Annotated in this window: 24 protein-coding genes and 1 pseudogene; 12 read left to right on the forward strand and 13 right to left on the reverse strand. The window is 60.7% G+C overall.

The genetic code is table 11. The features are described from left to right. Positions 1-427 precede the first annotated feature (427 nt). Positions 428-733, forward strand: coding sequence for a hypothetical protein (locus RE429_RS14035; RefSeq protein WP_414471364.1), 306 nt, complete (start codon positions 428-430; stop codon positions 731-733). Positions 734-994: 261 nt separating this feature from the next. After that, positions 995-1675 carry a hypothetical protein gene (locus tag RE429_RS14040; protein ID WP_414474205.1) on the forward strand — a complete coding sequence of 227 codons (681 nt, stop codon included), beginning with the start codon at positions 995-997 and terminating at the stop codon, positions 1673-1675. Positions 1676-2007: 332 nt separating this feature from the next. On the opposite strand, the gene RE429_RS14045 is transcribed toward RE429_RS14040, so the two are convergent. The 5 genes from RE429_RS14045 to RE429_RS14065 all read right to left on the reverse strand — a co-directional run bounded on the left by RE429_RS14045 (position 2008) and on the right by RE429_RS14065 (position 5910). Next, positions 2008-2373: a response regulator gene (locus RE429_RS14045; protein ID WP_414471365.1), complete on the reverse strand. Its 366-nt coding sequence runs from the start codon at positions 2371-2373 to the stop codon at positions 2008-2010. A 22-nt stretch (positions 2374-2395) separates the two neighbouring features. Beyond that, positions 2396-3850 (reverse strand): ATPase domain-containing protein, encoded by a 1455-nt coding sequence (locus RE429_RS14050; protein WP_414471366.1) that lies wholly within the window; start codon positions 3848-3850, stop codon positions 2396-2398. A gap of 820 nt (positions 3851-4670) precedes the next feature. Further along, complete coding sequence (locus RE429_RS14055) at positions 4671-5087, reverse strand: GFA family protein (protein ID WP_414471367.1); 417 nt, start codon at positions 5085-5087, stop codon at positions 4671-4673. Positions 5088-5128: 41 nt separating this feature from the next. After that, positions 5129-5593 (reverse strand): SRPBCC family protein, encoded by a 465-nt coding sequence (locus RE429_RS14060; protein ID WP_414471368.1) that lies wholly within the window; start codon positions 5591-5593, stop codon positions 5129-5131. A 2-nt stretch (positions 5594-5595) separates the two neighbouring features. Further along, complete coding sequence (locus tag RE429_RS14065) at positions 5596-5910, reverse strand: ArsR/SmtB family transcription factor (RefSeq protein WP_414471369.1); 315 nt, start codon at positions 5908-5910, stop codon at positions 5596-5598. Between the two features lie 57 nt (positions 5911-5967). Here RE429_RS14065 and RE429_RS14070 point away from each other — a divergent pair. Next, positions 5968-6146: pseudogene (locus RE429_RS14070) on the forward strand (transcriptional repressor); the annotation flags it as partial. A gap of 72 nt (positions 6147-6218) precedes the next feature. On the opposite strand, the gene RE429_RS14075 reads toward RE429_RS14070, so the two are convergent. Continuing rightward, on the reverse strand, positions 6219-6776 hold the full coding sequence (locus RE429_RS14075) for a TetR/AcrR family transcriptional regulator (RefSeq protein ID WP_414471370.1): 558 nt from the start codon (positions 6774-6776) through the stop codon (positions 6219-6221). Between the two features lie 48 nt (positions 6777-6824). Here RE429_RS14075 and RE429_RS14080 point away from each other — a divergent pair, with 48 nt between their 5' ends. Continuing rightward, positions 6825-7349 (forward strand): dihydrofolate reductase family protein, encoded by a 525-nt coding sequence (locus tag RE429_RS14080; RefSeq protein ID WP_414471371.1) that lies wholly within the window; start codon positions 6825-6827, stop codon positions 7347-7349. Between the two features lie 828 nt (positions 7350-8177). Next, positions 8178-9389, forward strand: a complete 1212-nt coding sequence (locus RE429_RS14085; RefSeq protein WP_414471372.1) for a tyrosine-type recombinase/integrase — start codon at positions 8178-8180, stop codon at positions 9387-9389. 169 nt (positions 9390-9558) lie between these two features. Here the strand turns inward: RE429_RS14085 and RE429_RS14090 are convergent, their stop codons facing one another. The 4 genes from RE429_RS14090 to tnpA are packed head-to-tail and all read right to left on the reverse strand — an operon-like array spanning position 9559 to position 12344. Continuing rightward, positions 9559-9807, reverse strand: a complete 249-nt coding sequence (locus RE429_RS14090) for a hypothetical protein (RefSeq protein WP_414470658.1) — start codon at positions 9805-9807, stop codon at positions 9559-9561. A gap of 18 nt (positions 9808-9825) precedes the next feature. Continuing rightward, positions 9826-11514 carry an IS66 family transposase gene (tnpC, locus tag RE429_RS14095; protein WP_414471373.1) on the reverse strand — a complete coding sequence of 563 codons (1689 nt, stop codon included), beginning with the start codon at positions 11512-11514 and terminating at the stop codon, positions 9826-9828. 45 nt (positions 11515-11559) lie between these two features. Then, a complete protein-coding gene (tnpB, locus tag RE429_RS14100) occupies positions 11560-11907 on the reverse strand; it encodes an IS66 family insertion sequence element accessory protein TnpB (protein ID WP_414470660.1) in 348 nt (115 codons plus the stop codon). Next, positions 11904-12344 carry an IS66-like element accessory protein TnpA gene (gene tnpA, locus RE429_RS14105; RefSeq protein WP_414470661.1) on the reverse strand — a complete coding sequence of 147 codons (441 nt, stop codon included), beginning with the start codon at positions 12342-12344 and terminating at the stop codon, positions 11904-11906. Before tnpA ends, tnpB begins: the two co-directional genes overlap by 4 nt. Positions 12345-12716: 372 nt before the next feature. On the opposite strand from tnpA, the gene RE429_RS14110 reads away from it, so the two are divergent. The 4 genes from RE429_RS14110 to RE429_RS14125 all read left to right on the forward strand — a co-directional run bounded on the left by RE429_RS14110 (position 12717) and on the right by RE429_RS14125 (position 16369). Continuing rightward, on the forward strand, positions 12717-13022 hold the full coding sequence (locus RE429_RS14110) for a helix-turn-helix transcriptional regulator (protein ID WP_414471374.1): 306 nt from the start codon (positions 12717-12719) through the stop codon (positions 13020-13022). Between the two features lie 789 nt (positions 13023-13811). Continuing rightward, the gene (istA, locus tag RE429_RS14115; RefSeq protein ID WP_414471375.1) at positions 13812-15101 is read left to right on the forward strand and encodes an IS21 family transposase; all 1290 of its coding nucleotides are present in this window, start codon (positions 13812-13814) and stop codon (positions 15099-15101) included. Next, positions 15101-15901, forward strand: a complete 801-nt coding sequence (istB, locus tag RE429_RS14120; protein ID WP_414471376.1) for an IS21-like element helper ATPase IstB — start codon at positions 15101-15103, stop codon at positions 15899-15901. The genes istA and istB overlap by 1 nt, the downstream gene beginning before the upstream one ends. 63 nt (positions 15902-15964) lie before the next feature. Beyond that, entirely contained in the window at positions 15965-16369 is a 405-nt protein-coding gene (locus RE429_RS14125; protein ID WP_414471377.1) for a hypothetical protein, read from the forward strand. Positions 16370-17398: 1029 nt separating this feature from the next. Here the strand turns inward: RE429_RS14125 and RE429_RS14130 are convergent. Then, positions 17399-17929 carry an ankyrin repeat domain-containing protein gene (locus RE429_RS14130; RefSeq protein ID WP_414474206.1) on the reverse strand — a complete coding sequence of 177 codons (531 nt, stop codon included), beginning with the start codon at positions 17927-17929 and terminating at the stop codon, positions 17399-17401. A gap of 389 nt (positions 17930-18318) precedes the next feature. Then, positions 18319-18726, reverse strand: a complete 408-nt coding sequence (locus tag RE429_RS14135) for a DUF1003 domain-containing protein (protein WP_414471378.1) — start codon at positions 18724-18726, stop codon at positions 18319-18321. A 952-nt stretch (positions 18727-19678) separates the two neighbouring features. Between RE429_RS14135 and RE429_RS14140 the strand changes: the two genes are divergently transcribed. The 3 genes from RE429_RS14140 (at position 19679) to RE429_RS14150 (ending at position 22392) form a co-directional block, all read left to right on the forward strand. Next, positions 19679-20680: an adenylate/guanylate cyclase domain-containing protein gene (locus tag RE429_RS14140; RefSeq protein ID WP_414471379.1), complete on the forward strand. Its 1002-nt coding sequence runs from the start codon at positions 19679-19681 to the stop codon at positions 20678-20680. A gap of 102 nt (positions 20681-20782) precedes the next feature. After that, on the forward strand, positions 20783-21100 hold the full coding sequence (locus RE429_RS14145; RefSeq protein WP_414471380.1) for a DUF1330 domain-containing protein: 318 nt from the start codon (positions 20783-20785) through the stop codon (positions 21098-21100). Between the two features lie 83 nt (positions 21101-21183). Then, the gene (locus RE429_RS14150) at positions 21184-22392 is read left to right on the forward strand and encodes a sensor histidine kinase (RefSeq protein WP_414471381.1); all 1209 of its coding nucleotides are present in this window, start codon (positions 21184-21186) and stop codon (positions 22390-22392) included. On the opposite strand, the gene RE429_RS14155 is transcribed toward RE429_RS14150, so the two are convergent. Beyond that, a complete protein-coding gene (locus RE429_RS14155; RefSeq protein ID WP_414471382.1) occupies positions 22389-24167 on the reverse strand; it encodes an SLC13 family permease in 1779 nt (592 codons plus the stop codon). The genes RE429_RS14150 and RE429_RS14155 overlap by 4 nt on opposite strands. Between the last annotated feature and the right edge of the window lie 402 nt (positions 24168-24569).

Below are 24569 nucleotides of genomic sequence, written 5' to 3' on the forward strand. Positions count from 1 at the left end.
TCGGAAGCTGAGATTGTGTTGAAGTAGACATGAGATTCCTGTTGGCGCATCGGATCATGCTCCGAGCAACCTTTCGTGTTTGAGAATGTCGAAGGCAAAGCAACGACGCCTAAGCCCGCCTCGGCAGACTGAAGAGTAGCAATCGATTGGAACGGAAAGCGGGCTCGGCGCTCGATCACGAGCAAGGGAGAGCAGGCCGAACACGTCGGTTGATTGACCCAAGATAGAGAACGACTTAGGCTTTTGCAAGACGCATCTCGTCGCAAGGCCAACACGACATCGCTTGGAGCTTGCGAGCGGCACGACGTGACGCCTACAACCGTTGGACAGAATGAGCGATTGGCCAAGACGCCGTGCCTGCCGATCGAACGTGCTTAGGCGCCGACTTTCCAGGGATACGCCGCTAACAGACGCAAAGGAACGGATCATGGTTGATCAACCGACCAATCTCGATGCTCATCGCGGCATGGCGGCTCAGAAGGCAACCGACCTCCGACGGCTCCGGGCAGAAGTCGAAGCCGATCAGGAAGCACTGCGTACCAGACAAGCTGCCCTCGAAGATCTGCTGGCAGCCGCACCCGCTTCGGATTGGCACGAGGCGGTTGAGAAGGCACGCTATCTGCTTGGCCTCTTTGCACGGAGCTTGGATGCAAGCGATCAGCGCCGCCGCAAGCTGATCGACCGCGTGCTGGCCGATTTCGACCATCTGCTCGACAACTCGACACGGGAGTGAGACAATTTCACCCGAGAACTGACTGACAGACGGAGGCTTGCCATGGACAGGGGCGAACAACGCGGTAAGGGATAGCGCCCTCTTGCATCGCTCTGTGAAAGGCCCTGCTTCGTGCATCGATTGGCCAGGATCACGAGAAAAAGGTGTCTTGCATTGGCCAATTGCATGGACGAGCGTGCGTCCATTGATCGGCGTTCCCGATATATCCAATCGACTGTGCATGGTCCCGTGAAACAGGGAGTGCTGTCCGAAGAGCTTTTCATGATTCCTTGGGTCTTACTCGACACGGCAAAAATTCCGGGCGACCGGGGCGACTTGCGCCTCAAGAGGCGTGGGGCCGAGTTCTCCATCATGCTGGGCAGCAACGAGTTGATGAACAGCCGCCTCAGTGGCTCCGAGGAGGCGCTCGCCAGATTAGCTTGCCTGAAACTTCGGGGCCGCGAGCGTCCACAAATCCTGATCGGTGGGTTGGGGATGGGCTTTACGCTTCGTGCTGCGCTCGCTGAACTGGGACCCGATGCTCAGGTCACTGTGGCTGAACTGGTACCCGCGGTCGTGGCATGGGCCCGTGGTCCCATGGCCGAAGTATTCGGCGATTGCCTTACCGATCCGCGCGTCCGCATCGTCGAAGGAGATGTCGGCAACCTGATAAGATCGAGCCGGTCCATTTACGATGGGATCCTGCTGGATGTCGACAACGGGCCCGAAGGGCTGACACGCCGGGCCAATGACAGCCTCTACGACCTGCCGGGGCTAAGCTCCGCTCGGACAGCGCTGGCCCCCGGTGGCGTCTTTGCCGTTTGGTCATCGGCACCGAATAAAGCCTTCACCCAGCGCCTGCGCAAGGCGGGATTTGGCGTGGATGAGGTCAACGCTCGCGCCCACGGAACCCGTAGGGGCGCAAGACACACGATCTGGATTGCGGCCAAACAGGGTGGCTAGAGCCTTTTCCATGAACTTCGGTTCATGGAAAAGGCTCCTGTTGTTTGAGAAAGACGCCTTTTCTTCGCAAAACCGGCATCCACTTTTGCGGAAAAGGCTCTAGAGCATCGGACGCAAAAGTGGGAACCGGTTTTGCGTGAAAAGATGCTCAAAAGCATCAACTGACAGCATCGGATGGGGGTCCGATGTCACGTCCGATGCTGTAGGCGGGCTATCCAGTGATGAATCACGTTCACAAGCCTGCCATCTCAGCACGTCTGCCTGCCCATCAATGATGGCTGCTCTCGAGCGCTCCATAGTTGCTCCACAAAACCTCATGCTCTATGGCGCGTCTACAAAGCTGTGCCGATGAGCTCCCGCACTGTCTCGAGAAGGCGACCGTTCTGAAACGGCTTATCGAAGACAGCCGCGAACAGATCGTGGCGGTCCCGTGCGATCGCCCCTTGCGCCCCACTCATCAGAACAATCGGAAGATCGCGATACTCCGGCAAGGACTTTAGAGTTTCGGCCAACTCAAGACCTGTCATGAGCGGCATCATGAAATCGGTAATGATGAGCCCCGGGCGTTCTGCTTTGATCATGGCCAGGGCTTGGCGTCCGTGAGCCGCCTGCGCCACCTCGTACCCTTCGTCTTCCAGCAGGCACGTCACCATGTCGGCTACAAGAAACTCGTCATCGACGACCAGGATCTTTGTCACAATGCAGCGTCCTCGTTCCTGATCAAGTCTTACGACCGGTGGAGGCGGGATGGGCTGTGCCTGTGATGGCACCTTCCACCCCTTGGAGCCGCTGACCGATTGCGAGCCCGCGCTCGGTGATCGTCACTTCATAAAGGCGTGGATCGAACGCGCTGTCGCGAACTTTGATCACAGCCAGCACACGACGGAGCTCAGACTGAAGCTCCGTCTGACGCAGCAGGAAAAGGTTGTCGATGATGCCCGAAAACTCTGGAGAGGGGTTCGTAATCTGAGAGCCGAAGAGGTCCCGCATTTCCCATGTGGCAAGCGTCGTGACGCCCAGAGCCCGAAGCTCATTCGTCAGAGCCGCAAGATATTCGACCAGCCGTTCTGGCGGGACTGCCGCGCGCTGGAAGCCGCCTAGGCCATCAATGAACAGGCGCTTGACCCCACGCCGACGAACCGCGTCCAGCAGCCGATGACCGAGTTCGTCCAACAGGTTTTCGGTCAAGGGCTGCCAGATGACCTCAAGCATGCCGCCCTCGACCAGAGCTGCGATGTCCACACCGACGGAACGGCCCTTGCGCGCCAGTCGCGCGGGTGTCTCGTAGAATCCGAAATGAAGCGCTGGCTCTTCATCGGTTGCCTGACCCAGAAAGTTCAGACCGAACGTTGTCTTTCCGCTGCCTGTCGGGCCCATCAGGAGGGTAACGGACGATTGCGGCAAGCCCGGCCCTATGATGGGATCAAGGCCGCCGATGCCGATGGGGACGCGCGTGAGTTCGGGATAATGATCATTCGTCGGACGGGCAAGGACTGCCTCAATCCGCGGGTATATCGTTAGTCCGCTATCCGAAATCACATACTGATGGTAGCCGCCGATGGCTGCACTGCCTCGCGACTTGCGGACCCGGAGCTGCCGGACGGAACGCACCCCGGTCGTTTCCTCGGAGAGCTCAATCACTCCGTCGACCATGGTATGTTCCGGGCTGGAATCGTCGATCTGGGCGCTGGTAAGGAACAGAACCGTGCAATGGGCAAAGGCCGCATGCGATTGCAGTTCAGCGACAAAGGTTTTGACATCAAGATCACCGCCTGCTGCGTCGCGGGCATTCAAGAGGCCATCGAAGATCAGCAGGTTGGCCTTCTGTCGCTTGATTTCCTGCCTTAGGGTCTCGACGACTGCGCCTAGTCCTTCGCTCTTAAGCGTTTGGAAAACACTGACGAAGCTGATGCCGTTGCCGACCTTGGCGGCGTCATAGAAGCCAAGGGGCGAAAGTGTTTGGAACAAGCGCTCGTGGGTCTCTGCCAGGAGCGTCACATAGAGGACCCTGCGACCTAACGCTGCCTGCGTGAACGCGATCTGGTTCGCCAGGATGGTCTTTCCAGCGCCTGGGCGTCCTTGGACGATGTAAGCTGAGCCATCGATCAGACCGCCACAGAGCACCGTGTCCAGGCCTGCAACCCCGCTCTTTAGGCGTGCGAGAGTGTCACCCACGTAATATTCCTCCAAAACACCGGGACCGGCTCGACCTCAGCTTAAGTGGGCCAGAACTGTCCCGGTTCCAAGGTGTGTCACTAGCAGCCAAGTGGCACGGAACCGACATATGTGAACACGTCCCTTTGACAAGAGATGTGTATCGGCGCGGCACGTGCCCCCTTGTTCGGATCGGACGGATGACTCTTGCTCCGATTGACCAAGTCTCTGTGCTTGCGTGTTTTTCAGACTTCGCTCGGGATCATGCTTGCACGCCGACGACAGGGTCAGGCACTGCCGGTTCACACCCCTGGGGCCCGTGATTCCGATAAGCGGCCATGGAAAAGCGAACAAACGGCTCACGATAAATCTGAGAGAACGGTTCGGAGCTCAGTTGCGCCAGAGCTAAAGTCTGCTTCGGGTCAGGTGCAGCCTGTAAGAGTGCCCGTATCGAGGTCCGCCTACCGCGCAAAAGAGAACACCTGAATCGGGGCGGGTGCAGCAGCGATCCTCGCCGGCGCCGATCACCACCCGCCACCCCTTGGATCGTAGGATCCTCCTTTATCGCTGCGATCTGAACATCACGCTTGTAGCCCAAGCCGTCAATCTTCTGACGTGGCGAACCACCGCCGGCCCTCGGCGCGCACCACCCCGTGCAGGTTGACGGGCAGGTATTTTCGCGAGCGTACGGACCCCAATGCGCCGATGTCGAGGTTCACGTACCTGCCAGCATCGACTGAGGGCTCCGGCACTTGGCGCAGCGTGGATCTGATCCCGTCGAAGGAGACCCAAGACCTGTGACATTGGTCCGAGCCGGGCGCCCGTCCCGGATGTCCAGGCCTCAGCCGGCCGGCATTCTCTGAAATTTCTGCAGCGCGGGATCGAGCGAGTCCCAAGCGTGACCGCGAACGGTATAGGTCACGGCTTTCGGCTCGAACTGGCCGGGGTCGTCCAAGCTGGCGGCATGAACCGCGATCAGGTCCGGCATCGCAGTGAAGGTGAGGTAAACCGGCGTCCCGCAGGCCGGGCAGAAGGCGTGAACCTTTTCGTTACCGCTGTCGCCGGCTACGCTCCAGGTCGCCACCTCCCCGTCGATTGTCATCTCGGCCCGGCCCGAAAACACCAGATAGGAGGAATGCCCGGTGCCACTTCGTCGTTGGCAGTCGCGGCACTGGCAATGGCTCTCGACGATGGGCGCCCCGCCCGTTGCGTAACGGATCGCTCCGCACGCGCATCCACCGGCATAGGTCTTGGTCATGGTCGCTCTTTCTCAGATGGGACACCTGGCAGCAGGAGGGCTCACGCCGCCTTCGGCTTGGCAAAGACGTCGAGCGCCCGGCCCGTTTCGAGGAAGGACTTGAGGCTGGACAGGACGATCGGCCAGCCCTTGCTGATGCCCTTGGCCATGCCACTGTCAGCCTCGAGCTCGTCGTGGGTGACGGTGAGGCGCACCATATTCTCGTATTCCTCGATCTCGAACGTCACACGGCTGTAGGCTTCTGGATCCGAGGCCTGCGACGCGTTCGCCCAGGTGACCACGAGACGGTTCGGCGACGAGACCTCGACGATATCACCGACGAGCTGCACGGTCCGCTCGTCATTGTCGCGGACATGCTGCCACCTCGAACCAGGCCTCCAGTCCGAGATGTTCTCGTGGCCCCAGTAGCGCCGTGAGATATCGGCCCTGGTGATGGCCTCGAACACCTTTTCCGGCGTCGAGACGATGTAGGTCACGTAAACAAAGCTGGTCTTCCCTTTGGTCATTGTCATTTCCCTTCGAGTTCCTTCTTCAACTCATGCAGCAGACTGAGCTGCTGGCGCTCGAACTTGCGCACCCACCGCTCGTAGACCTCGTGGAGCGGCACGGGGTTGATGAAATGCAGCTTCTCCCTGCCCCGCCTTACCGTGGTCACGAGGTTGGCGTCCTCGAGAATCCCGAGGTGCTGGGTGGCGGACTGCCGGGCCATGTCGAGATTCTCGCAGAGCCGGCTGAGCGTCTGCCCGTTTTCCTCGCACAAAAGGTCGAGCAGCTTCCTGCGGGTCGGGTCGCTCAGTGCCTTGAAAACCTTGTCGGCATCCATCGGTCTCTCTCGTATGCGGCCATAATATGCAGTCATTTACCTGCATGTCAAGGCGGGCTCATCCTTCTGGAGTCACAGGGCGTGGTGCACCGTCATGCCTTCGAGGGCGCCCCGCCCGCTTCGAGCCAGCCGCCATGGAGCATCACGATCACCTGATCGACCTCGACACAGGCGCGGTGACCGCGTTCCGGTCCGACAAGATCGAGAGCACCGTTCGGTATCTTGGGATCGACCTTGATGACGCCCTTCTGATTGCAGAACAGGCTGAAACAGCTACGAGACAAACGACAGAGACCTGCCAACAGGGGTCATTTCAATCCCGCAATCCACTCCTCCAATGCCCGTCGGATCGCGCGTTCCGGCGGCTCCTCGCGGGTGAAGGCCCACCATGTATGGGCTCCCTGCCAAAGGCTTGCCATCTGCCAACCGAGGCGTTTGCTCTGTGCCTGATCCTTGGAAAGGCGGCGACCGAGCGCGTCGGCCAGGCGATGCCCCCAGGCCGCACCGCGGCTACGCAGGATGGGATTGCGCATGTCTTCCCTCAAGAGCAGCAGGCCATTGGTAGCATCGCGTTCCGCGGTCTCGATCGGCATCAGGCGCAGCAGCAGGTCGATCGCGCCTTCAGGCGTCGGTGCTTCCTCCTCATCGGCCGCTTCGGTCTCTGCGTCGAGCCGGTCCCAGGCGCGCAGGAGAATGGCTTGAACCAGGGCCTCCCGGGCACCGTAGCGCTGGACCAGTGTCGCCGGTGAGAGACCGCAGGCCGCTGCGGCGCGCGTGAAGGTGAGCCCGTCGGGCCCGTTGTCCATGAGCGCTTCAAGAAGGGCGTCGAGCACCTGCTCGTCCGGAATCGTCCTGGGTCTTGCCATAGGCGCATATATAAACGTATATTTATTTATTAATCAAGGGGACCTCTCATGGCCAAGATCGTAGGCTATATCGCCGCCAGTCTCGATGGATTGATCGCCACCCACGACGACAATCTCGACTGGCTGTTCAAGTACGACGACATGAATCTGGGCGAGCACGACTACCGCACCTTCCTCAAACGCATCCGTACAGTCGTGATGGGACGGGGTACGTACGATTTCATAGCGGGCGAGTCCTCACCTTGGGCCTACGGGGACAAGCGCGTCATCGTTGTCACGTCACGGCCGATCGACGGGCCGAAGGGGCCACTGGAAGTCCGCAGCGACGTCGATGCATTAGTCCACGAACTTCGCAGGCTCGACGATGGCGACGTCTGGATGCTGGGTGGCGGGCAGTTGCAGATGGCCTTCCTTGAGCGCGGGGCACTGGACGAGATTGAGGTCTACGTCATGCCGGAAATGCTGGGGGGCGGTCGACCGCTCTTTCCGCTCAAGGGCTTTCGCGCGAGCCCCACGCTCGTGAGCGCTCAGGCGATCGACAAGGGCTGCGTGCGGCTGCACTACCGGTTCTAGAGCATCGGACGCAAAAGCGGGAACCCGTTTTGCGTGAAAAGATGCTCAAAAACGAAACCGTTAAAGGATCGGATGTGGGTTCGGTTTCATGTCCGATGCTGTAGGAAGCAACCTGCTCTACGGCCCTTCACCGTTGCGAAAACGGAGGCGCGGGCTTGGCAGAAATACCGTGACTGCTAAGTGCAGGCATTCAGATCAGCGCCGGTTCGATGGACTAATCGAGGAGCGTTCCGGGACGCGTGACACTTGACTCCTGACGTTCTTACGCTGACGTCCTGCTTCCGCTGGATCCCACCGATCCAGCACGGGGGTTCACCCGCGATCCCGAAGGTCGCCCGCATCCCTGATGAGCAATCGGGCTACCGGCTCATAAATTGTGGGGATTGCCAAAGCGCACGATCGCCATAAGCGAAGTCAACGTCTGCATCGTGTCACAACCGGTCTATCAGCGTGACTGTTTGAAGATCGGTTCGTAACCAGATTGCAGAGCCTCGGCCACCCAACTCGAAATGAGTCGGGCCGTGATGAGCTGCTCACTATTCGTCTGCTGTTACCCGCGCGTTACCCGAAGGAAACGATGGCGAGGGGCTGCCGCCACAGGAAAACTATAAAACCCTTGCCGGTTAAGGGTTTGAAGTGGTGAGCGCGCTGGGACTCGAACCCAGGACCCTCTGATTAAAAGTTAGGTGCTATTTCACCCACATCTTTGCCCTGTGATGTCTCATGCGTCACGATCCCTTGATACACAAGCGCTTTCGTTGCACACTGTGTCCGATCCCAAATTGTCGTTGCCGATCGCGTGCTTACCATGTGATTACCGGGTCGATCATGGCTGCCTCCGCCCTCACTCGCATCAAGCTCACCAAGCGTGCCGTCGATGCGCTCATGGCCACCGATAAGGACTGGGTCATCTTCGATGCGGAGCTCCCGGGCTTCGGCCTCAAGATTACGCCTTCTGGCCGCAAGGTCTTTCTGGTCCAATACCGCTATCCGCCAGGACGAGCGGGGCGCATTCGGCGCTACACGATCGGAGCCTATGGCGAGAGCCTCACCCCTGACCAGGCTCGGAGCATCGCTGTTCAGGTGAAGGGCAAGCTGGCCCAAGGCATCGACCCGGTCACCCAGCGGGAATTGCTTCACGCCGAAGCCCTGCGCGCCGCCCAGGAGAAAAAGCGGACGATCGCCACCTCTGTCGAGGCCATTGCAACTATGTTCATAGAACGCCACGCCAAGCCCCGCCTCCGGAGCTGGCGCGAGTACGAGCGTATGCTGCGGGACTATGTTCTGCCCGAGTGGGGAACGCGCCCGATCACCGAGATCCAGCGCTCAGAAGTGACCGCCCTCCTCGATGCGATTGAGGAAAGGCGCAGCGCTGCCTTGGCCGACCACGTGCTGGCCGTTATTCGCAAGCTGTTCAACTGGCATGCCGCCCGGGACGAGCGGTTTCACAGCCCTCTCGTGACAGGCATGGCACGCACCAGCATCACCGCCCGGGCCCGCGACCGGGTGCTGAGCGATGGCGAGATCAAAGCCCTCTGGCGGGCCCTGCAGCAGATCCCCTACCCCTTTGGGCCCTTCGTTCAGATTCTGCTGCTGACCGCCCAGCGCCGGGACGAGGTCGCGCACATGCAATGGCGTGAGATCGATGGCGACCTCTGGACCATTCCCCGACAGCGCTACAAGAATGGCCGAGCCAACACCGTTCCGTTGACCGAGGAGGTGCAATCCATCCTGGCGGCCCTCCCCCGCTCGGGCGAGTTCGTGTTCAGCACCACAGGCCGGACCGCCATTTCCGGCTTCTCGAAGGCCAAGGCTGCCACCGATCGGGCCAGCGCCGTCACGGGATGGCGGTTGCACGATCTGCGCCGCACCGCCCGCTCCCTCATGAGCCGCGCCGGCGTCAGCGGCGAGATCGCCGAGCGGGTTCTTGGTCACACGATCCCGGGTGTCGCTGGGGTCTACGATCGCCACGACTATGTGCCAGCCAAGCGCGATGCCCTTCGGAAGCTCGCCGCCGAGATCACACGCATCACTGCTTGAGTGTCGCTTCTCGCAAGCGCCCGCGCATCCCATGCACGAGCGCAGCCTACCCGGACTCTTTTGCCTCAACTCTGCTCCACGCGGCAGCCGGTCCTGCGTACGCATCCGAGGAAGACCGCGGGATCAGGCCTCGCGCGTCGATGGGATCGTGGCTAACGTTGGTGCAGGTTTAAGGGGCGGCTTTTTGTGATGCGACGGTCCTGCGAGCCTCGATGATGTACTTGAGGTTCTCGATGCCATCCTCGGTGAAGAGGACAATGTGCTCGGTCAATTCGGAGGCTGGGTAGTTGTCGTAGGCACTGAGGCGGCCGTCTTCCGGGAACATCTCGATGGAGCACTCGTGCAGGAAGTCCTCGTCTTCACCGAGCATGTCAGCCACGTATTTCAGCGTGTACAGCGTTGAGTTGCGATATCCCATTCGTCGGTCCCTTTTCGGTCACGCGGCCAGCTGGGAGGCCGGGTTCTCGGCCAGCCGTCGGCCTTTCCACGCCCAGGGAAGCAATTCGGGCAGGCGGGCGACAGGAAGATCGGCGATCCGGGCCAGCACGTCGGCGAGCCAGGCTTTTGGATCGACATCGTTGAGACGACAGGTCGTGATGAGGGTAAGCATGACGGCGGCCCGATCGGCCCCGCGCGGCTGGGAACCGGCGAAGGTCCAGTTGCGGCGCCCCAGGGCGATCCCTCTCAAGACCCGTTCGGCGGCATTGTTCGTCAGACACACCCGGCCATCCTCCAGGAAGCGGGCAAAGCCATCCCAGCGCTTCAGCATGTAGTCGATGGCGCCGATCACCTCGGACGATCGGGTGAGCGTGGCACGCTCCCGCTTCAGCCACTCGTGCATCTCATCGAACAGCGGCTTGCTCTTCTCCTGCCGCACAGCCAGTCGTTCCGCGGCGCTCAAGCCGTTGATCTGACGCTCGATGTCAAACAGCGCGTCGAACCGCTTGACGGCCTCCAACGCGATCGGGGAGATCGGCTTGCCGTTTCTTTTGCGATCCCGAGCCCTTTTCTCGATATCGGCCAGTTCAAAGAATTTCCGTCGCGCATGCGCGTGGCAGAAGGCAAAGGTAATCGGCACCGTTTTCTGTTCGGCAACACTGATCGGCTCGAAGCCATTGTAACAGTCACTCTGCAGAATGCCGCCATACCCGGCCAGGTGTTTCTGCGGATGCTCGCCGCGGCGGTCACCTGAGGCGTAGTAGACCGCGGCTGGCGGCGCAGGCCCACCAAACGGCTGGTCGTCCCGCACGTAAGTCCAGATCCGTCCGGTCGTGCACTTGCTTTTGGCTCGGATGGGGATGGTCGTATCGTCGCCGTGAAGGCGCTCGGCCGCAAAGACATGCTTCTCGATCAGATCGAAGACCGGCCTGAGAGCGGAGGTTCCAAACCCAACCTGATCGGCCAGCGTCGAGGTCGACAACGCGATGCCTTCGCATGTAAACCGGGCGCTCTGGCGATTGAGCGGACTGTGCATGCCAAACTTGTCGAAGAGGATCGTCGCCAGCAGATGAGGGCCGATGAAGCCGCGCGGCGTGGCATGGAACGGCGCCGGCGGCTGGCTGATCGCCTCACAGTCCCGGCAGCTGAACTTTTCCCGCACCGTCTCGATCACCTTGAACCGACGCGGGATCTCCTCCAGCGTCTCGGTGATGTCCTCGCCCAGTTTCGCCAGGCGCGAGCCACCGCAGCAGGCACAGGTCGCCGGGGGATCAAGCACCACGCGTTCGCGCTCGATAGTCTCCGGCCAGGGCTTTCGGACTGGCCGCCTGCGCACAAAAGAGCGCCCGTTTGAGTTCCTGGTGGCGGCCTGTGCCGCAACCTCATCCTCGGTCGCGGCCATCACCAGTTCTTCGAGTTGCAATTCCATCTGGTCGATCAGTCGCGCCGCGCGCTCGGAGCGCTGGCCGCGCAGTTCGCGCTTCAGCTTTTCGATCGCCAGTTCCAGACTGGCGATCAGGGCCTCGCTGTCGGACAACAGGGCTTGGGCCTTGGCGGCTTGCGCCACAGCCCTGTCCCTCTCGGCGACAACGACATCTCGTTCAGCCTGCAACACCTCACGCTCGGACAGCAGCGCCAGATAGGCGCTTGCAAGGTCTTCTGGAAGATCATCAGGCTTTGAAGGCATGACACCATTCGATCAGAATTCCCCTGTCTTTTCAATTGAATAATGCTACCCGACCCGTGTCGGACGCCAGGTTTCCTGAGGGGCACGCCAATCGATTCCGGACAGAAGATAAGACAGCTGCGCCGGCGAGATTGTCACCACGCCATCAGCCGCTGACGGCCAGATGAACCTGCCGCGCTCGAGGCGCTTCGTGAACAGGCATGCCCCCTGGGAATCGTGCCAAATCACTTTGATCAGATCGCCGCGACGACCCCGGAAGCAAAATAAATGACCGCTGAGCGGGTCATGTTTTAAGACTTCCTGCACCTGCAGGGCCAACGATGGAAAGCCCCGTCTCATATCGGTATAGCCCGTCGCCAGCCATACCCGAACGCCTGTTGGGATGGGGATCATCGCAGCGCCTCGAGGCCCCGGATGATCCGCAACAGCGCATCGACGTCAACATCCCGGTCGACGATCACATGCCGCCCATTCGCCGTGACAACGTCCATTCGGCCGGGGCCGCGTGGGGAATGCGGTACCGGCGCAGTCGGCGAAGGCTCCAAGGGCGCGTGCGAGTCCGGCACGACCAGGGCAGGCACAAACCCATCCCATGAACCAGCGCCAAGCCGTCCTTCTCTGTGAGCCTTGCGCCAGCTGTTCAATTGAAAGCGGGTGATCCCGTGCCGGCGCGCCGTGGCCGAGACCTGCTTTGGGCCGCGATGGCTCTCGGCCACAATCGCGAGCTTTGCTTCATCGCTGAACCGGCGACGGCGACCAGTGTCGACCACGTCCAGGCGGCTGACCGGCCCACGGTCCCTGATAATGTCCATGGCTACAACACCGTCCATATCGACGTCGATAGAGCCAGTGGTCTTCCAAATGCCTCAATCCCACAAGGCGGCCCTGCCCGGATGCGTACGGTCCTGCTGCGTACTAAGTCCTTGAAAAGGATTGGAGCCGTCGTGGCGGATTGCCACAACTAAGAAAGTAATCTGTAGCGAAATGCCACGACACTTCTTGTGGCAGTTTTGTACTAAATCTATTCAAACCCACAGTGGGCAACACTGGAAAGGATAATGTAAGTAGGCATAACCGCTTCAGCTCGCACCAATACAATCGTGCAGTTTTCCACAAAGAACTTCATCTTCCAATAACCAGCATCTTGCAACTTTTTATTCACAACACAGTTCTTGGGACAGAATCCAAGAGAGCTTGCAACGATGACCACGGCCCATCCAACAATGCACAAGGCGAAACCCGCACCGCAATCGCGTCAGCAGCCTCGTCCATCCTTTGGACAGGAGCAATCCGACCCGCACCTGTTGCGGCACCTGCGGACCCCCGAGGCCGCTCATTACCTCGGCGTCTCGGTCTCGTTTTTGAACCACGCTCGCCTGCGCGGCACCGGCCCGATCTACAAGAAGCTCTCGCCCAAGCTGATCGTCTACAGCATTGAAGACCTGCGGACGTGGGCCAACAGCAAGAGCCGCTGCTCGACGAGCACCTCTAGCCCGTCGCACCCCTAGCCTCCCCTGGTCCCCAGGCAGTCCAATGTCGAAACAGTCACAACCGCATCACCCCCTCCGCACTCCGATTGAGCTGGCTTGTCTGCCAGATGACACGATCGCTTCCGCCGCAGAGGTCGCGCTGTTCCTCGGCTGCTCGGTCGCGAGGCTCCAGTGCTGGGCGCGAGAAGGCCGTGGCCCGGCCGGCCTGCGAGCCACCTCCCGCGCCGATGATGAGGAATACCGGATGGGTGATGTCCGGCGCTGGACGGCCTTGCCTGTCGTGAAGCTGGGCACATGAGCGGCACCCGACGGGATGGTCACGAATTTTGCCGCCCGCGAGGCATGGGGCAGGCAAGTTGGCAACGAGTTGATGAGAGCACTACGATGAACGGCTGCAAACTTGGAAAGGCCATGGCTTCTGACACTGAAGTCGAAAGCCGGCCAAAAGACGCATCAAACCCTTCTGCGGCCACGCGTTCGTCACGCGAGCGCTCGCGCGTGCCCCTCGCGCACACGCGAAGTTCTCGTAATAGGATCATTAGATCCCACGATCCTGTCGTGTCAGTCCGCTCCCAGCCCGGTTGGTCTGATCGGCTGACCAAGGCTCAAGTCGAGGCCATTCTCGCCGCGGCCAAATTCGCCCATGCGCGTGGATATCCGCTTAACCTCAGCATCGACATTAACTGGTCCCGCACGTGGGTTGGCGGTGATCCGGATGGTCGGATCCTCGGCCGGTGTCGTCCGAATTGAGAAACTGACCCCCTGACGAAAGGAAGACCTGACCCCTCCTTGGCAAAGGAGGAATAGATGTCGATTGGGGTTTCAGTGGATCCTGCATTGTCGCGCACGATGCGGGGAGACGAGATGCTTCAGGCTGAGGAGGTGGCTGCGATGCTGCGGCTGCATGGGCTTGGCTGGGGTGCCAAGCGGCTGGCGAAAGAATTTGGGTGCGCGCGCAATACGGTGCGGCGCTATCTGCGCCAGGGCGGGGCTGTTGTTTTCCGCAAGCCCGTGCGCCGGACTGTTTTCGACGGGCTGGATGAGTGGCTGCGGGAGCGCTTCTTCCGGCATAGCGGCAACGCCGACGTGGTGCGCCAGGAACTGGCGAGCGAGCACGGCATCGTCATCGGGCTTCGCTCGGTGGAACTGCGGGTGCAGCGCTGGCGCCGGGAGTTGAAGGCGCAGATGCGGGCTACCGTGCGGTTTGAGACGGCCCCGGGCCAGCAGATGCAGATCGACTTCGGCGACACGCGGGTGTGGATCGGCGGTGAGCGGGTGCGGGTGCACCTGTTCGTGGCAACGCTTGGCTACTCGCGCCGGCTGCATATTCGACCCTCCCTGCGCGAGCGCCAGGCGGACTGGTTCGAGGGCATGGAAGGCGCCTTTTTGCGCTTCGGCGGGGTTCCAGCGGAAGTGCTGTTCGACAATCCCAAGGCGCTCGTCGAGCATCACGATGCGGCCACCCGGGAGGTGCGGTTCAACGGGCGGCTGCATGCCTTTGCCCGCTACTGGGGATTTGCACCCCGCGCGTGTGCGCCCTACCGGGCGCGCACGAAGGGAAAGGACGAGCGCGGGGTCGGCTACGTCAAGAAGAATGCCATTGCCGGCCGCCGGTTCGAGAGCTGGGCCGCCCTCGAGGCGCATCTGGATCGATGGACGCGTGAGGTCGCTGATCAGCGGGTGCATGGCACCACCGGCGTGGCTCCGGCAGAGCGCTTTGCGGACGAGGCCGGGGCACTTCGTCCCCTCGGCGGGCGGGCGCCGTTCGGGCAGCTGCGGGATCTGGTGCGCAAGGTTCAGGCTGACTGCGCGATCGACCTGGACACGAACAGCTACTCGGTGCCCTGGCGGCTGATCGGGGAGAGCGTCCAGGTCGTGGTGCTGGGCGGACGCGTGATCGTGCGTCATGCGGGCGAGGTCGTCGCCGATCATGCCCTGTGCCGGGGCCGCCGCCAACGGATTGTCGAGCGTGCGCATCTGGCCGGCGTGGTCGGCGCCGCGGGGCCGGTGCGGTCGGCGCCGACGGACATCGTTGTGCCGCCCGCCCTGCTGCGGCCGCTGGCCGAGTATGAGGCGCTGGTGGGAGGAGGCTGGTGATGACGGCCATCGATCACGAGGCGCTGGTGGCGATGCTCGATCGGCTCAAGCTGACGGCGATCCGCGACCAGCTCGACACGCTGCTGGACGAAGCAGCCCGGTCGGACATGACCTTGCGCGAGGCCCTGGCGTTCCTGGTCCGGTGCGAGATCGCACGGCGCGACGAGCGGCGGATCGCCATGGCGAGCAAGATCGCCCAGTTCCCGTTCGTGCGCGAGCTCGACGGCTTTGACTTCGACGCGCAGCCGTCGCTGGATCCGCGACAGGTCCGGGAGTTGGCCACCTGCCGCTGGATTGCGCATGGGGATGCGGTCTTGCTTTTAGGGCCGCCGGGCACCGGCAAAACTCATCTGGCGGTCGCTCTCGGACGCGAGGCGATCCGGCAGACCTATAGCGTGCAGTTCGTCACGGCCGCGACGCTGGTGGCAATGCTGGCCAAGGCCCATGACGATGGCTTGCTCGACAAGCAGCTGACGATCTTGGCGCGGCCGAAACTGCTGATCATCGACGAACTTGGCTATCTGCCGTTTGAGGCCAATGCGGCGCATCTGTTCTTCCAGCTGGTGTCGCGCCGCTACGAGCGGGGCTCGATCCTGATCACCTCCAATCGCTCCGTGGGCGAATGGGGATCAGTTTTTGGGGACGCCGTCGTGGCGACAGCGATATTGGATCGCCTGCTTCATCATTCGACGGTGATCACCATCCGCGGCGATAGCTACCGGCTTCGTGAAAAGCGCCGATCCGGCCTTCTGCAGAAGGCCGGAGTAGCCCTCGAAACTGAGGGAGACACAAAGCGATGAGAGGGGGTCAAACCTTCAATTCGCCCAAGGGGTCAATTCTTCGGTTCGGTTGACAGCCGGCTGATGGAACTGAGCAGGAAATGGCTCAAGCCGCGACACTGCAAGGTTTTTGCGCAGATTGCAGTTCGTGAGAATCCTGATGGTCGCCCCAACACGCATATTCTGGTGCACTGCCCACCCGAAGCCCTTCGCCGCTTCAAGGAGCAGGTGCGGAATGTGCTCGACGGGGCCTGCCATGGCTTGAACGATAAGGCCGTTAAGTTCAAGCACATTGGCAACGGCAATCCAACGTTATCAGCGATCTTGGGAAAGCTGGCCTACATGGGCAAAGGAATGGATCCCGAGGACGCCAAAGAGTTCGGGATCGCCTGCAAGCCGCAAGGGTGGATCTACGCCAAGAGGGTATCGATCTCGCAGGACATCCATCACGCAGCCCGCCAACGCTATGCAGAAGGCGCGGAAGGCTAAGGGTCCCATGACATTCTACAGAAGGCAGTTGCAGTTGCAGTTGCAGTTTGTAACCAAGGCTGCAGATACTACAACCTATCACTCTCCGCACAACCATCTGAAAATACACTATTTCGGCTCCTGCCGACCGATAAATGCAGTGCAACCTTCTTTGACAAATGGTTGCGCGACAATATAGGCGGCATCCATCGGCGGCGTTGGATCAGGCAACTTCTCGGTATGGCGTTCACGCCGTGGTCTTGTCGAACATGCCTTCGCACTTGACATCGCCGCTCTCGCCCGTGCCGGACAGCTGTGCCTTGGAACCGTGATGGAAGGACAATGGTGTGCTGCCGCTCTGCTTCGATCCCGCCGCCTTACGGTCTGGTACAGCGGCGATCTAACTAATGCTGAGGCCGCGAGCGTCACCTTATTGTTCCAGGTGCAGGGGCATTAAGCGCCATTGCAGAGGTTAAACTCTAGGCCTATCCTCCGGGCTCAGCGCGTGACTTCCGTTGATGGAACGGTCAAGGCAAGTACCACAGCCCTCCAATAATGAAGCCTGCCACGGCCGCAGTGGTGTCCTGCTTCTCAAGGCCCATCGTCTTGGTAGAGCAACTCGTGGGCAAACGGGTGCAAAGGAAGTCGGGTAACCATGAAGCCCAGTTATATTAATAACTTAGATCTGGATCTGGGCAGTTTTGGGATGGTTACACTACACTCTGTAACGGCCGTAACCTTCCGAGCCACCCGTCCGCAGAGATGTTTCGAGCGGCATCAGTCGGGCATCGGCGGACCTGAGCAGAGGGTCTGCCCAGGGTCGAACTAAGCCGTTAGGCGTGGCCCTATTGAAGGCCAGCTTATCCCACGATTCCGAAGGCTCAGCTTTCATCTGCCCTGGGCCATCTTCAAACATCCCGGGTACATGAACGCTATTTCGCAGAAGGCCGCTTTTTGCACGTCCTTTTTGCACGTGGACGCCGTGGAGTTTGCGGCTGTTCGGGCGCCGATTATCCGAATAGTACCCTGCCCTTGTACACACCTCGTGGTCTACCCCTGTGCCAGTCGGGCAAGCTGCTCAGGCGTATCAGGAGCTTCCATCTTGCGGGCCGCCTCTTCTGCCGTAAGGCCCTGAGCATCACGGGCGTCGATATCAGCCCCGTGCGCCAGCCGAAGTTCAACGATCCCGGTTCGGTTGAACATCGCCGCAACCATCAGCGCCGTTCTACCATCAGGTCCGCTGCTGTTGACATTGGCCCCGTGCTCCAGAAGCAGGCGAACGATTGCAGCATCTCTTTTGAACGCTGCTCCCGCAAGAGGCGTCTGGCCCCTGTCGTTTGCCAATTCCGGATCGCCACCGTGCATGAGCAGTTGCTCCGCCACATCGGCATGGCCGTGATAGCAGGTCAACATGAGGAGGCTGTCACCCTTCTCGTTGCGCAGGTTGGGAGGGAGTCCTTGCTTCAGCAATGAGGCCAACTCATCGGCGTAGCCGGCTCGCGTATATTGGAAAATCCGTTGCACGAACGCGATTGTCTCCTCGTCTAGGGCTAGCGGCTGGGATGGATCCTCATTCTGCATGCTGGCCTCCGGGCGGCGATCGAGAAAGCGGCTCACCAGAAGATATGGCTCGTTGGGGGACTTGCCAGCTGGCGGGAGGAGCATCCTGCCTCGAATACACGCTACGCCCTCACCTTGGGCATTTGGTCCGGGACAGACTTCTAAGTCCCTATCTTTGGAGCTTCCGCTTAGGGCCCATAAGCTGGCTTTGATGCAACGTCTCAGAAGTGCCAGTTCCGGACCTTCGCCAAGGCTGGTAACGAGATCAGTGCAGCAACTCAGCCGAAAATGGCTTGCGCGAGCTGGTACATGCCGATGGGCTTGTCTCGGTAGAGCACGGCGGCGCAGGCCTGTGGCAGCCTCATTGCTCATAGGCAATCCAGGACGTCAAAGACCAAATTCGGTGCAGGTCAGCTTGAGAGCGGTTTCGCGAGGGCTGCCCGCACCAGTTTGTCTAGCTCCTCAACCCGCTGCGTCTGATCCTGAAGCAAGCCTTCGAGATGCTCGACGCGAATGCGGTCAAGTTTGTCGTGCAGGGCCATGATCTCAACCTCTGCCTTCAGGTTAACTTCGTAATCCAGGCTCGCAGCCAACCTGTCTCTGGCGGCCTGGCGGTTCTGAGACATCAGGATCACAGGGGCTTGGAGCGCGGCGACCATCGACAGGATCAAGTTCAGGAAAATGTAAGGGTACGGATCAAAGCCCCCGCTGAAGCCGGTTAAGGCAAGGCTGTTCACGACAACCCAGGCGATGAGCATCCCCGTGAAGATCGTGATGAAGGTCCAAGAGCCGCCAAATTGAGCGACCCGATCCGCCAAGCCTCACCCAGTGTCTGCTGTTCTTCGAGAACACTGTTCACATTTCGAGCGACATGCGAACGCTTGGCAATGTGGAGAATTACCCGCTGCTCGCGCTCAGAGAGCCGTGTTACGCCGCTGTCCAGCAACTGCCGAGCGAGTTGAGTCACCTCGTCCATACGTGCCCTCCGCTATCACTCTGATCAGAGATTGCAGTTTACTCGAGCCATGGACACCAGAGGAGGCTTGCCGTTCGGGGATGCCATCACCACGTCCGAGAGCCATACTGGGGGCAGCCTTCACGAGAGGCTTCCGTTCGCACCCGTGGCGTATCCTAAGGTGCCCAAGACAGCCTTCTATTGCACGCCGAGACCAGTGCCACTCTTCAAAAAAACCGGGCGGCTGCTCGATTGCCAAGTCCATCAATCAGGCCGCACTGTACACACGACCCACGCGACACCCAAGGGGAACATGGGAAGGATGTCGACCTACTTCCCATGTTCCCAGCTGTTTAGATTAAATGCAAAACTCGTGCACTCTCTTCGTTCATGCCGAATAAGCCCTGTTTTGAGATAATCCTATATTTTCATCTACTAAACCCCTATACTTCGATAAAGTTAGGAGGACAGCTTGTCTCAAAGAATCAGGCCCTACATTTCTTACGGAAACGAAGCGATCCTTGTTGCGGCTCTGGCCTTCCTGTTCTGCGGAGCCGTGATCTTGGGGTTCATATAATGCTTTCCCAAGCACTGATTTCACTCCTCCTGATCGCTGGCATTCTCGCCGTTTTCACGCTGGCGATCCGCTCCCACGGGTGAGAGAACCCTGATCGCGAACGCGGGTCCGTGCAATTTCGCTGGTGTCGCCGGTCGGTTAGGAACGAGACTCAGCACTGGCCGATTGTCCTGTAGACCGAGAGGCTCTACCGACACGACATGGGTCTGGACAAGCCTATGAAGCGCGGTGTCCGAGGATGAACAAGCGCGCATCAGTCATGCATCGCCGCCTCGCAGCGATCTTCTACGCTGACGTGGCAGGCTACGTGCGCCTGATGAACGCGGATGAAGCCGGCACTCTGGCCCTGCTCGATTCTCGCCGCGAGATCATGGATCGGCAAATCACCCAGCACGGCGGTCGCACGGCCAACACCGCAGGCGACAGTATTCTTGCCGACTTCCCAAGCGTCGTTGATGCGGTCCAATGTGCGGTTGGCATTCAGGAGAGGATCGCTGCGGCGAATGAGGAAACTCCTGAGGGACGCCGGGTGACCTTCCGGATTGGCATCCACGTTGGGGAGGTCATGGTCCGCAACGGCGACATGTTTGGCGACGGAGTGAACATTGCGGCCCGCATGGAGAAATTGGCACAGCCGGGATTGGTCTGCCTCTCGGGAGCTGCCCATGATTACGTGTCCAGGGTGCTACCGCTGAACTTTGACGACCTCGGGACGCAATTGGTGAAAAATCTCGACGCGCCCATGCGGGCCTATCTGGCCCATCCCACGGATCATCCGCTGTCTCGGGCGCTGCCACCGGTTCACCGCCGCAGTGAGTTCAACCTGGGGCGACGCTTCCACACCATTCTGAACCACGCGCTGGTGGATGTGACCAAGCCCGAGGGCCTGACACTGGTCGAGCCTGCGGTGCTGGCCTCCCTCCACGATGCGCCCAACATCGACGAGCGGCGACTGGCCGAGCGGATCGGCATTGACCTCGCCAGTGGCCAGCGGATGGTCAAACACCTTGAATTTCTCGGATTCGTCAGCCGGACACCGGGGAAACACGGACGCGATCTGCGCCTCCTCAGCCTGACCCCAGCAGGGCTCGATCTCTATGCCCGGTTGTACCCGGCGATCCTTGCTGTGCGGGATCGGGTGATGGCTGCCCTGTCGGAGCGCGAGCGGGAGACCCTGCAAGATCTCTTGGCGCGGGTGATCAGCGTCAATGAACTCACGAGCAATCGCCGCTCGGGCTGATCCTGGCGAGACCACGCCGCTGCAACGGGGTGCATCGTTCTGAGTGCTATGACCGATTGCTCTGATGTGCTGTGATAGCACGAGCCTTCAGGGAGGTGTCCCATGGCCTTTGTCATGTTTCAGTATGATCGCCCGACCGACTCGCATCGCTGGAACGATTATAACCAACGGGTCCGGGACTGGATTGCCGAGCCTCTTCAAATCCCTGGAGCGGTGTCCTTTATGGCCTATCGCACTGCTGACGGGGCCAGCCCCGACACAATCACCCTGCTGGAGTTCCATACTGTGGAGGATGCTCGCAAGGCGCAAGCATCCGAGCAGATGCAGAGAGTTCTCGAAGGTCTGCAGTCAGTCGGCGTGGCGGCCAAGATTCGGCTGGTGGAGCGCTCCCCATTTACGCCCGAGCCATTTCATACGTGAGACCAGAGCCGCGTGGAAGGCAAGTGAGCCGACGAAGAGTCAACCAAGGTTGCAATTTGCGCCGTCGACCGGAGCACCGAGAATTGGAATCCGACCCGAAATCCGCCGACCCTGATCAGGAAAGAGCCGAAGCGGGAATAAATGCCGCTCAGCATCGTGGCGGCCCGTTCGTGGCAGCGGTTGAGGCCACCCGCATGCCGATGGTGGTGACGGATCCCGGCATTGACGGCAATCCCATTGTCTATGTGAACCAATCCTTTATCGACCTTTTCGGGTATACCCGTGAGGAGGTTCTGGGCCAGAACTACTTCTTTCTGACCGGTCCTGACACTGGCCCTGAGGCCGAGAGGCTCATCCGGGCTGCCGTGCAAGCCGGCGAACCTCTCACCCTTGAGGTGTCGCTTTGCGCCAAAGATGGCCGTGAGGTCTGGGCCGCACAATTCGTCAGCCCCGTCCATGATGAGCAAGGCCGCGTTGTCCAGCACTTCGCGTCGTTTTGGGATATCACCCGCCGCGTCAGAGCCGAGCGTCGCATCCAGCGCATGAACGAGGTTTTGGAGACAAGGGTCAAGGAGCGGACCCAAACGCTCCAGAATGAAGTCGATCGCAGGCGGACTCTGGAAGCGGTTTTGACGGAAAGCATCCGCGAAAAGGACCAGCTTCTGAGCCAAAGGAGCGTGTTGCTGCATGAGGTCAACCACCGCGCCAAGAACAGCATCGCCATGGCGATCTCAATGCTGCGCCTTCAGATCGGGCGACAGGACAATCCTGTGGTCTCAGAGGCGTTGGAGAATGCCATCCAGCGACTGGATCATCTCGCCCGCATTCACGAGCTTCTCTACCGGCAGGGCGGCCATGACGTGGAGCCGGTCGATATGGCAGGGTATCTGCCGGAGCTATGCCGGAACTTCAGCCATCTCCGGAGCCCGCAGGATCAGCGCATAGACCTCACGAGCGACGCCGATGAGATCACGTTGGACGTTGATCGCGCCATCAACGTGGCGTTGATCGCCGGGGAGGCAATCACCAACGCACTCAAGCACGCCTTCCCCGACAAGCGGCGCGGCGCCATTCGGGTCGGGCTGCACCATGAAGGGGAGGACGTGCTTCTCTCCATCGAGGATAATGGCATGGGTCTTCCCGCCACACAGCGCACGGGGGCAATGGGCATGCGCCTGATCGAAGGCATGGCTCGTAGTCTTAACGGCATCCTGGCGATCGAGGGGGGTCGGAAGACGCGGATTCAAGTGCGGTTTCCGCTCACGTCTGAGCGCAATAATCCTGCTGGCTAGGTCAACGGCCACACGAGCAGGATGAGCGGCACGCCGAGCAGAATGACAACGAAGGAGAGCGGCAACCCCAGCTTCCAATAGTCGCCGAACCGGTATCCGCCCGGCCCCATCACGAGCGTGTTGCACTGGTGTCCTATAGGCGTCAGGAAGTCGCAGGCTGCGCCCACCGCGACCGCCATGAGAAAAGCGTCAGGTTTATAGCCGAGTTGTCCGGCAAAGGTTGCCGCGATGGGAGCCATCACCAGCACCGTGGCTGCATTGTTCAGGAACGGCGTCACGGCCATGGCTGCCATCATGATCACCGCCAATGCGCCGTAGGATGGGAGCGTGCTGGCAAGCTGCGACAGCCATCCGGCGAGGAGATCGGCCCCTCCGGTCTTGCGGATGGCGTCGCTGATCGGGATCAGCGCCCCGAGCATCACCAGAATGGGCCAATTGACCGCTTCGTAAGCCTCCCGGAGCGAGAGTGCCCCGAGCAGGACCATCAGGGCGGCGCCGGTGAAGAAGGCGGTGGCAACGGGCAGCACGCCCAAGGCCGTGAGTCCCATGGCGCTCGCCAGGACCAGCACGGGGACAAGACCCTGCCGGACATTGCCCAGACGGATTTCGCGCGCAGCCAGCGGCAGACAGCCGAGTTCCTTCAGCTTGTCCGGAAGCCGGGTGAGATCGCCCTTCAGCACGACAACGTCGCCGGTCTGCAAGGTGATGTCGCGCAACCGTTCGGTGAACCGCTCGCCGCTGCGACTGACGGCCAGGAGATTGATGTTGAAGCGCTCGTGCAACGCCATGCGTTTGGCCGTTTGGCCGATCAACATCGAGGTCGGTCCGACGACGGCCTCGATTCCTCCGACCTCCTCATCGGCACCCCTGCCTTGCGTGGGGCGATTGTCGCCTTCGAGTTCCAAGTGAGCGCGGGCGACGGCCCGCTCCAACGCTTCCGGATCACCCTCCAGAAGAACAATATCGCCCTTGCGAAGGACAGCATCCGGCAGCGGCGTCGTATGCTCGGTCTGGTTCCGAACAATGCCTGTCACCAGCACCTCGCTGTCACAGAGCTTGGCCAGATCACTGACCGTCTTCCCGACCATCGGTGAGTTCGCGGCAACGCGAGCTTCCGTCATGTAGTCGGTGAGGTTGATCGCCTCGTCCATAGTCCCCACGGCTTTGCGACCGCCAGGCAGAAGCCGGTAGCCGAAGGCCAGGAACGCCACGCCAGCCGCCGCAAGGCCGAGGCCGACCGGGGTGAAATCGAACATGCTGAAAGGCTGACCCGTCAAATCCTCGCGCACACGGGAGACGATGATGTTGGGTGAGGTGCCGACAAGGGTCATCAGACCGCCGAGCAGAGACCCGAAGGCCATCGGCATGAGAAAGCACGAGGGGGAGGCATTGGAGCGCCGTGCCATCTGGAACGCCACTGGGATCATCATCGCGAGCGCGCCGATGTTTTTGACAAAGGCGGACAGGATCGTGACCACTGTCACAAGGACCACAATCTGGCCCTGCACCGAGGTGATGTAAGGCGAGACCCGATGGAGGGCCGCCTCCATCACGCCAGAGCGTGCGACGGCGGCGCTGACGACGAGCGCACTCGCGACAATGATGACGATGTCGTCTCCAAAGCCGGAGAAGGCCGCCTTATGTGGCACGATGCCGGTGAACACCGCGGCCAGGAGCGCCAGAACAGCGACGAGATCGTAGCGCAGCCGTCCCCAGACGAACAGAGCCATCATTCCGGCCAGTATGGCGAAGGCGAAGGTCTGGTTCTGCGTCATCGTTCTGCCTTAGATCGCGCTGTGGACAAGGAGCCCGCGCGATTTCCTAATCCGATTGGTCCTGCTGTCCTGTTTACACCGTTCAGGGATTCGACTCTCGTCCCACCGATGCCGACGCTGCAATCCTATCGTTGTCGTGTATCATCACTCATGGAGATCCGCCCTACAGCATCTGTCGGCTTTGGGTCCGCCCGGGGACCTCAGATTGCTCAAAGGAAGAATGCCGAGGCATGTTCAAGCTCAGCAGAAGAGTGCCCCACTTAATCTGGGAATTCCCTGCCGCACTGTTCTCCTCACTTATGGATTCAGCGGTGAGGCCATCGGTGCGCCTGATGGCGCTCTCATGGCCACAGTCCTGATCCCTCGACTGATCGGCAGAATATTCGCGGCGGTCCACCATAC

The sequence above is a fragment of the Microvirga sp. M2 genome (genome assembly GCF_047497095.1).
Taxonomy (GTDB): Bacteria; Pseudomonadota; Alphaproteobacteria; order Rhizobiales; family Beijerinckiaceae; genus Microvirga.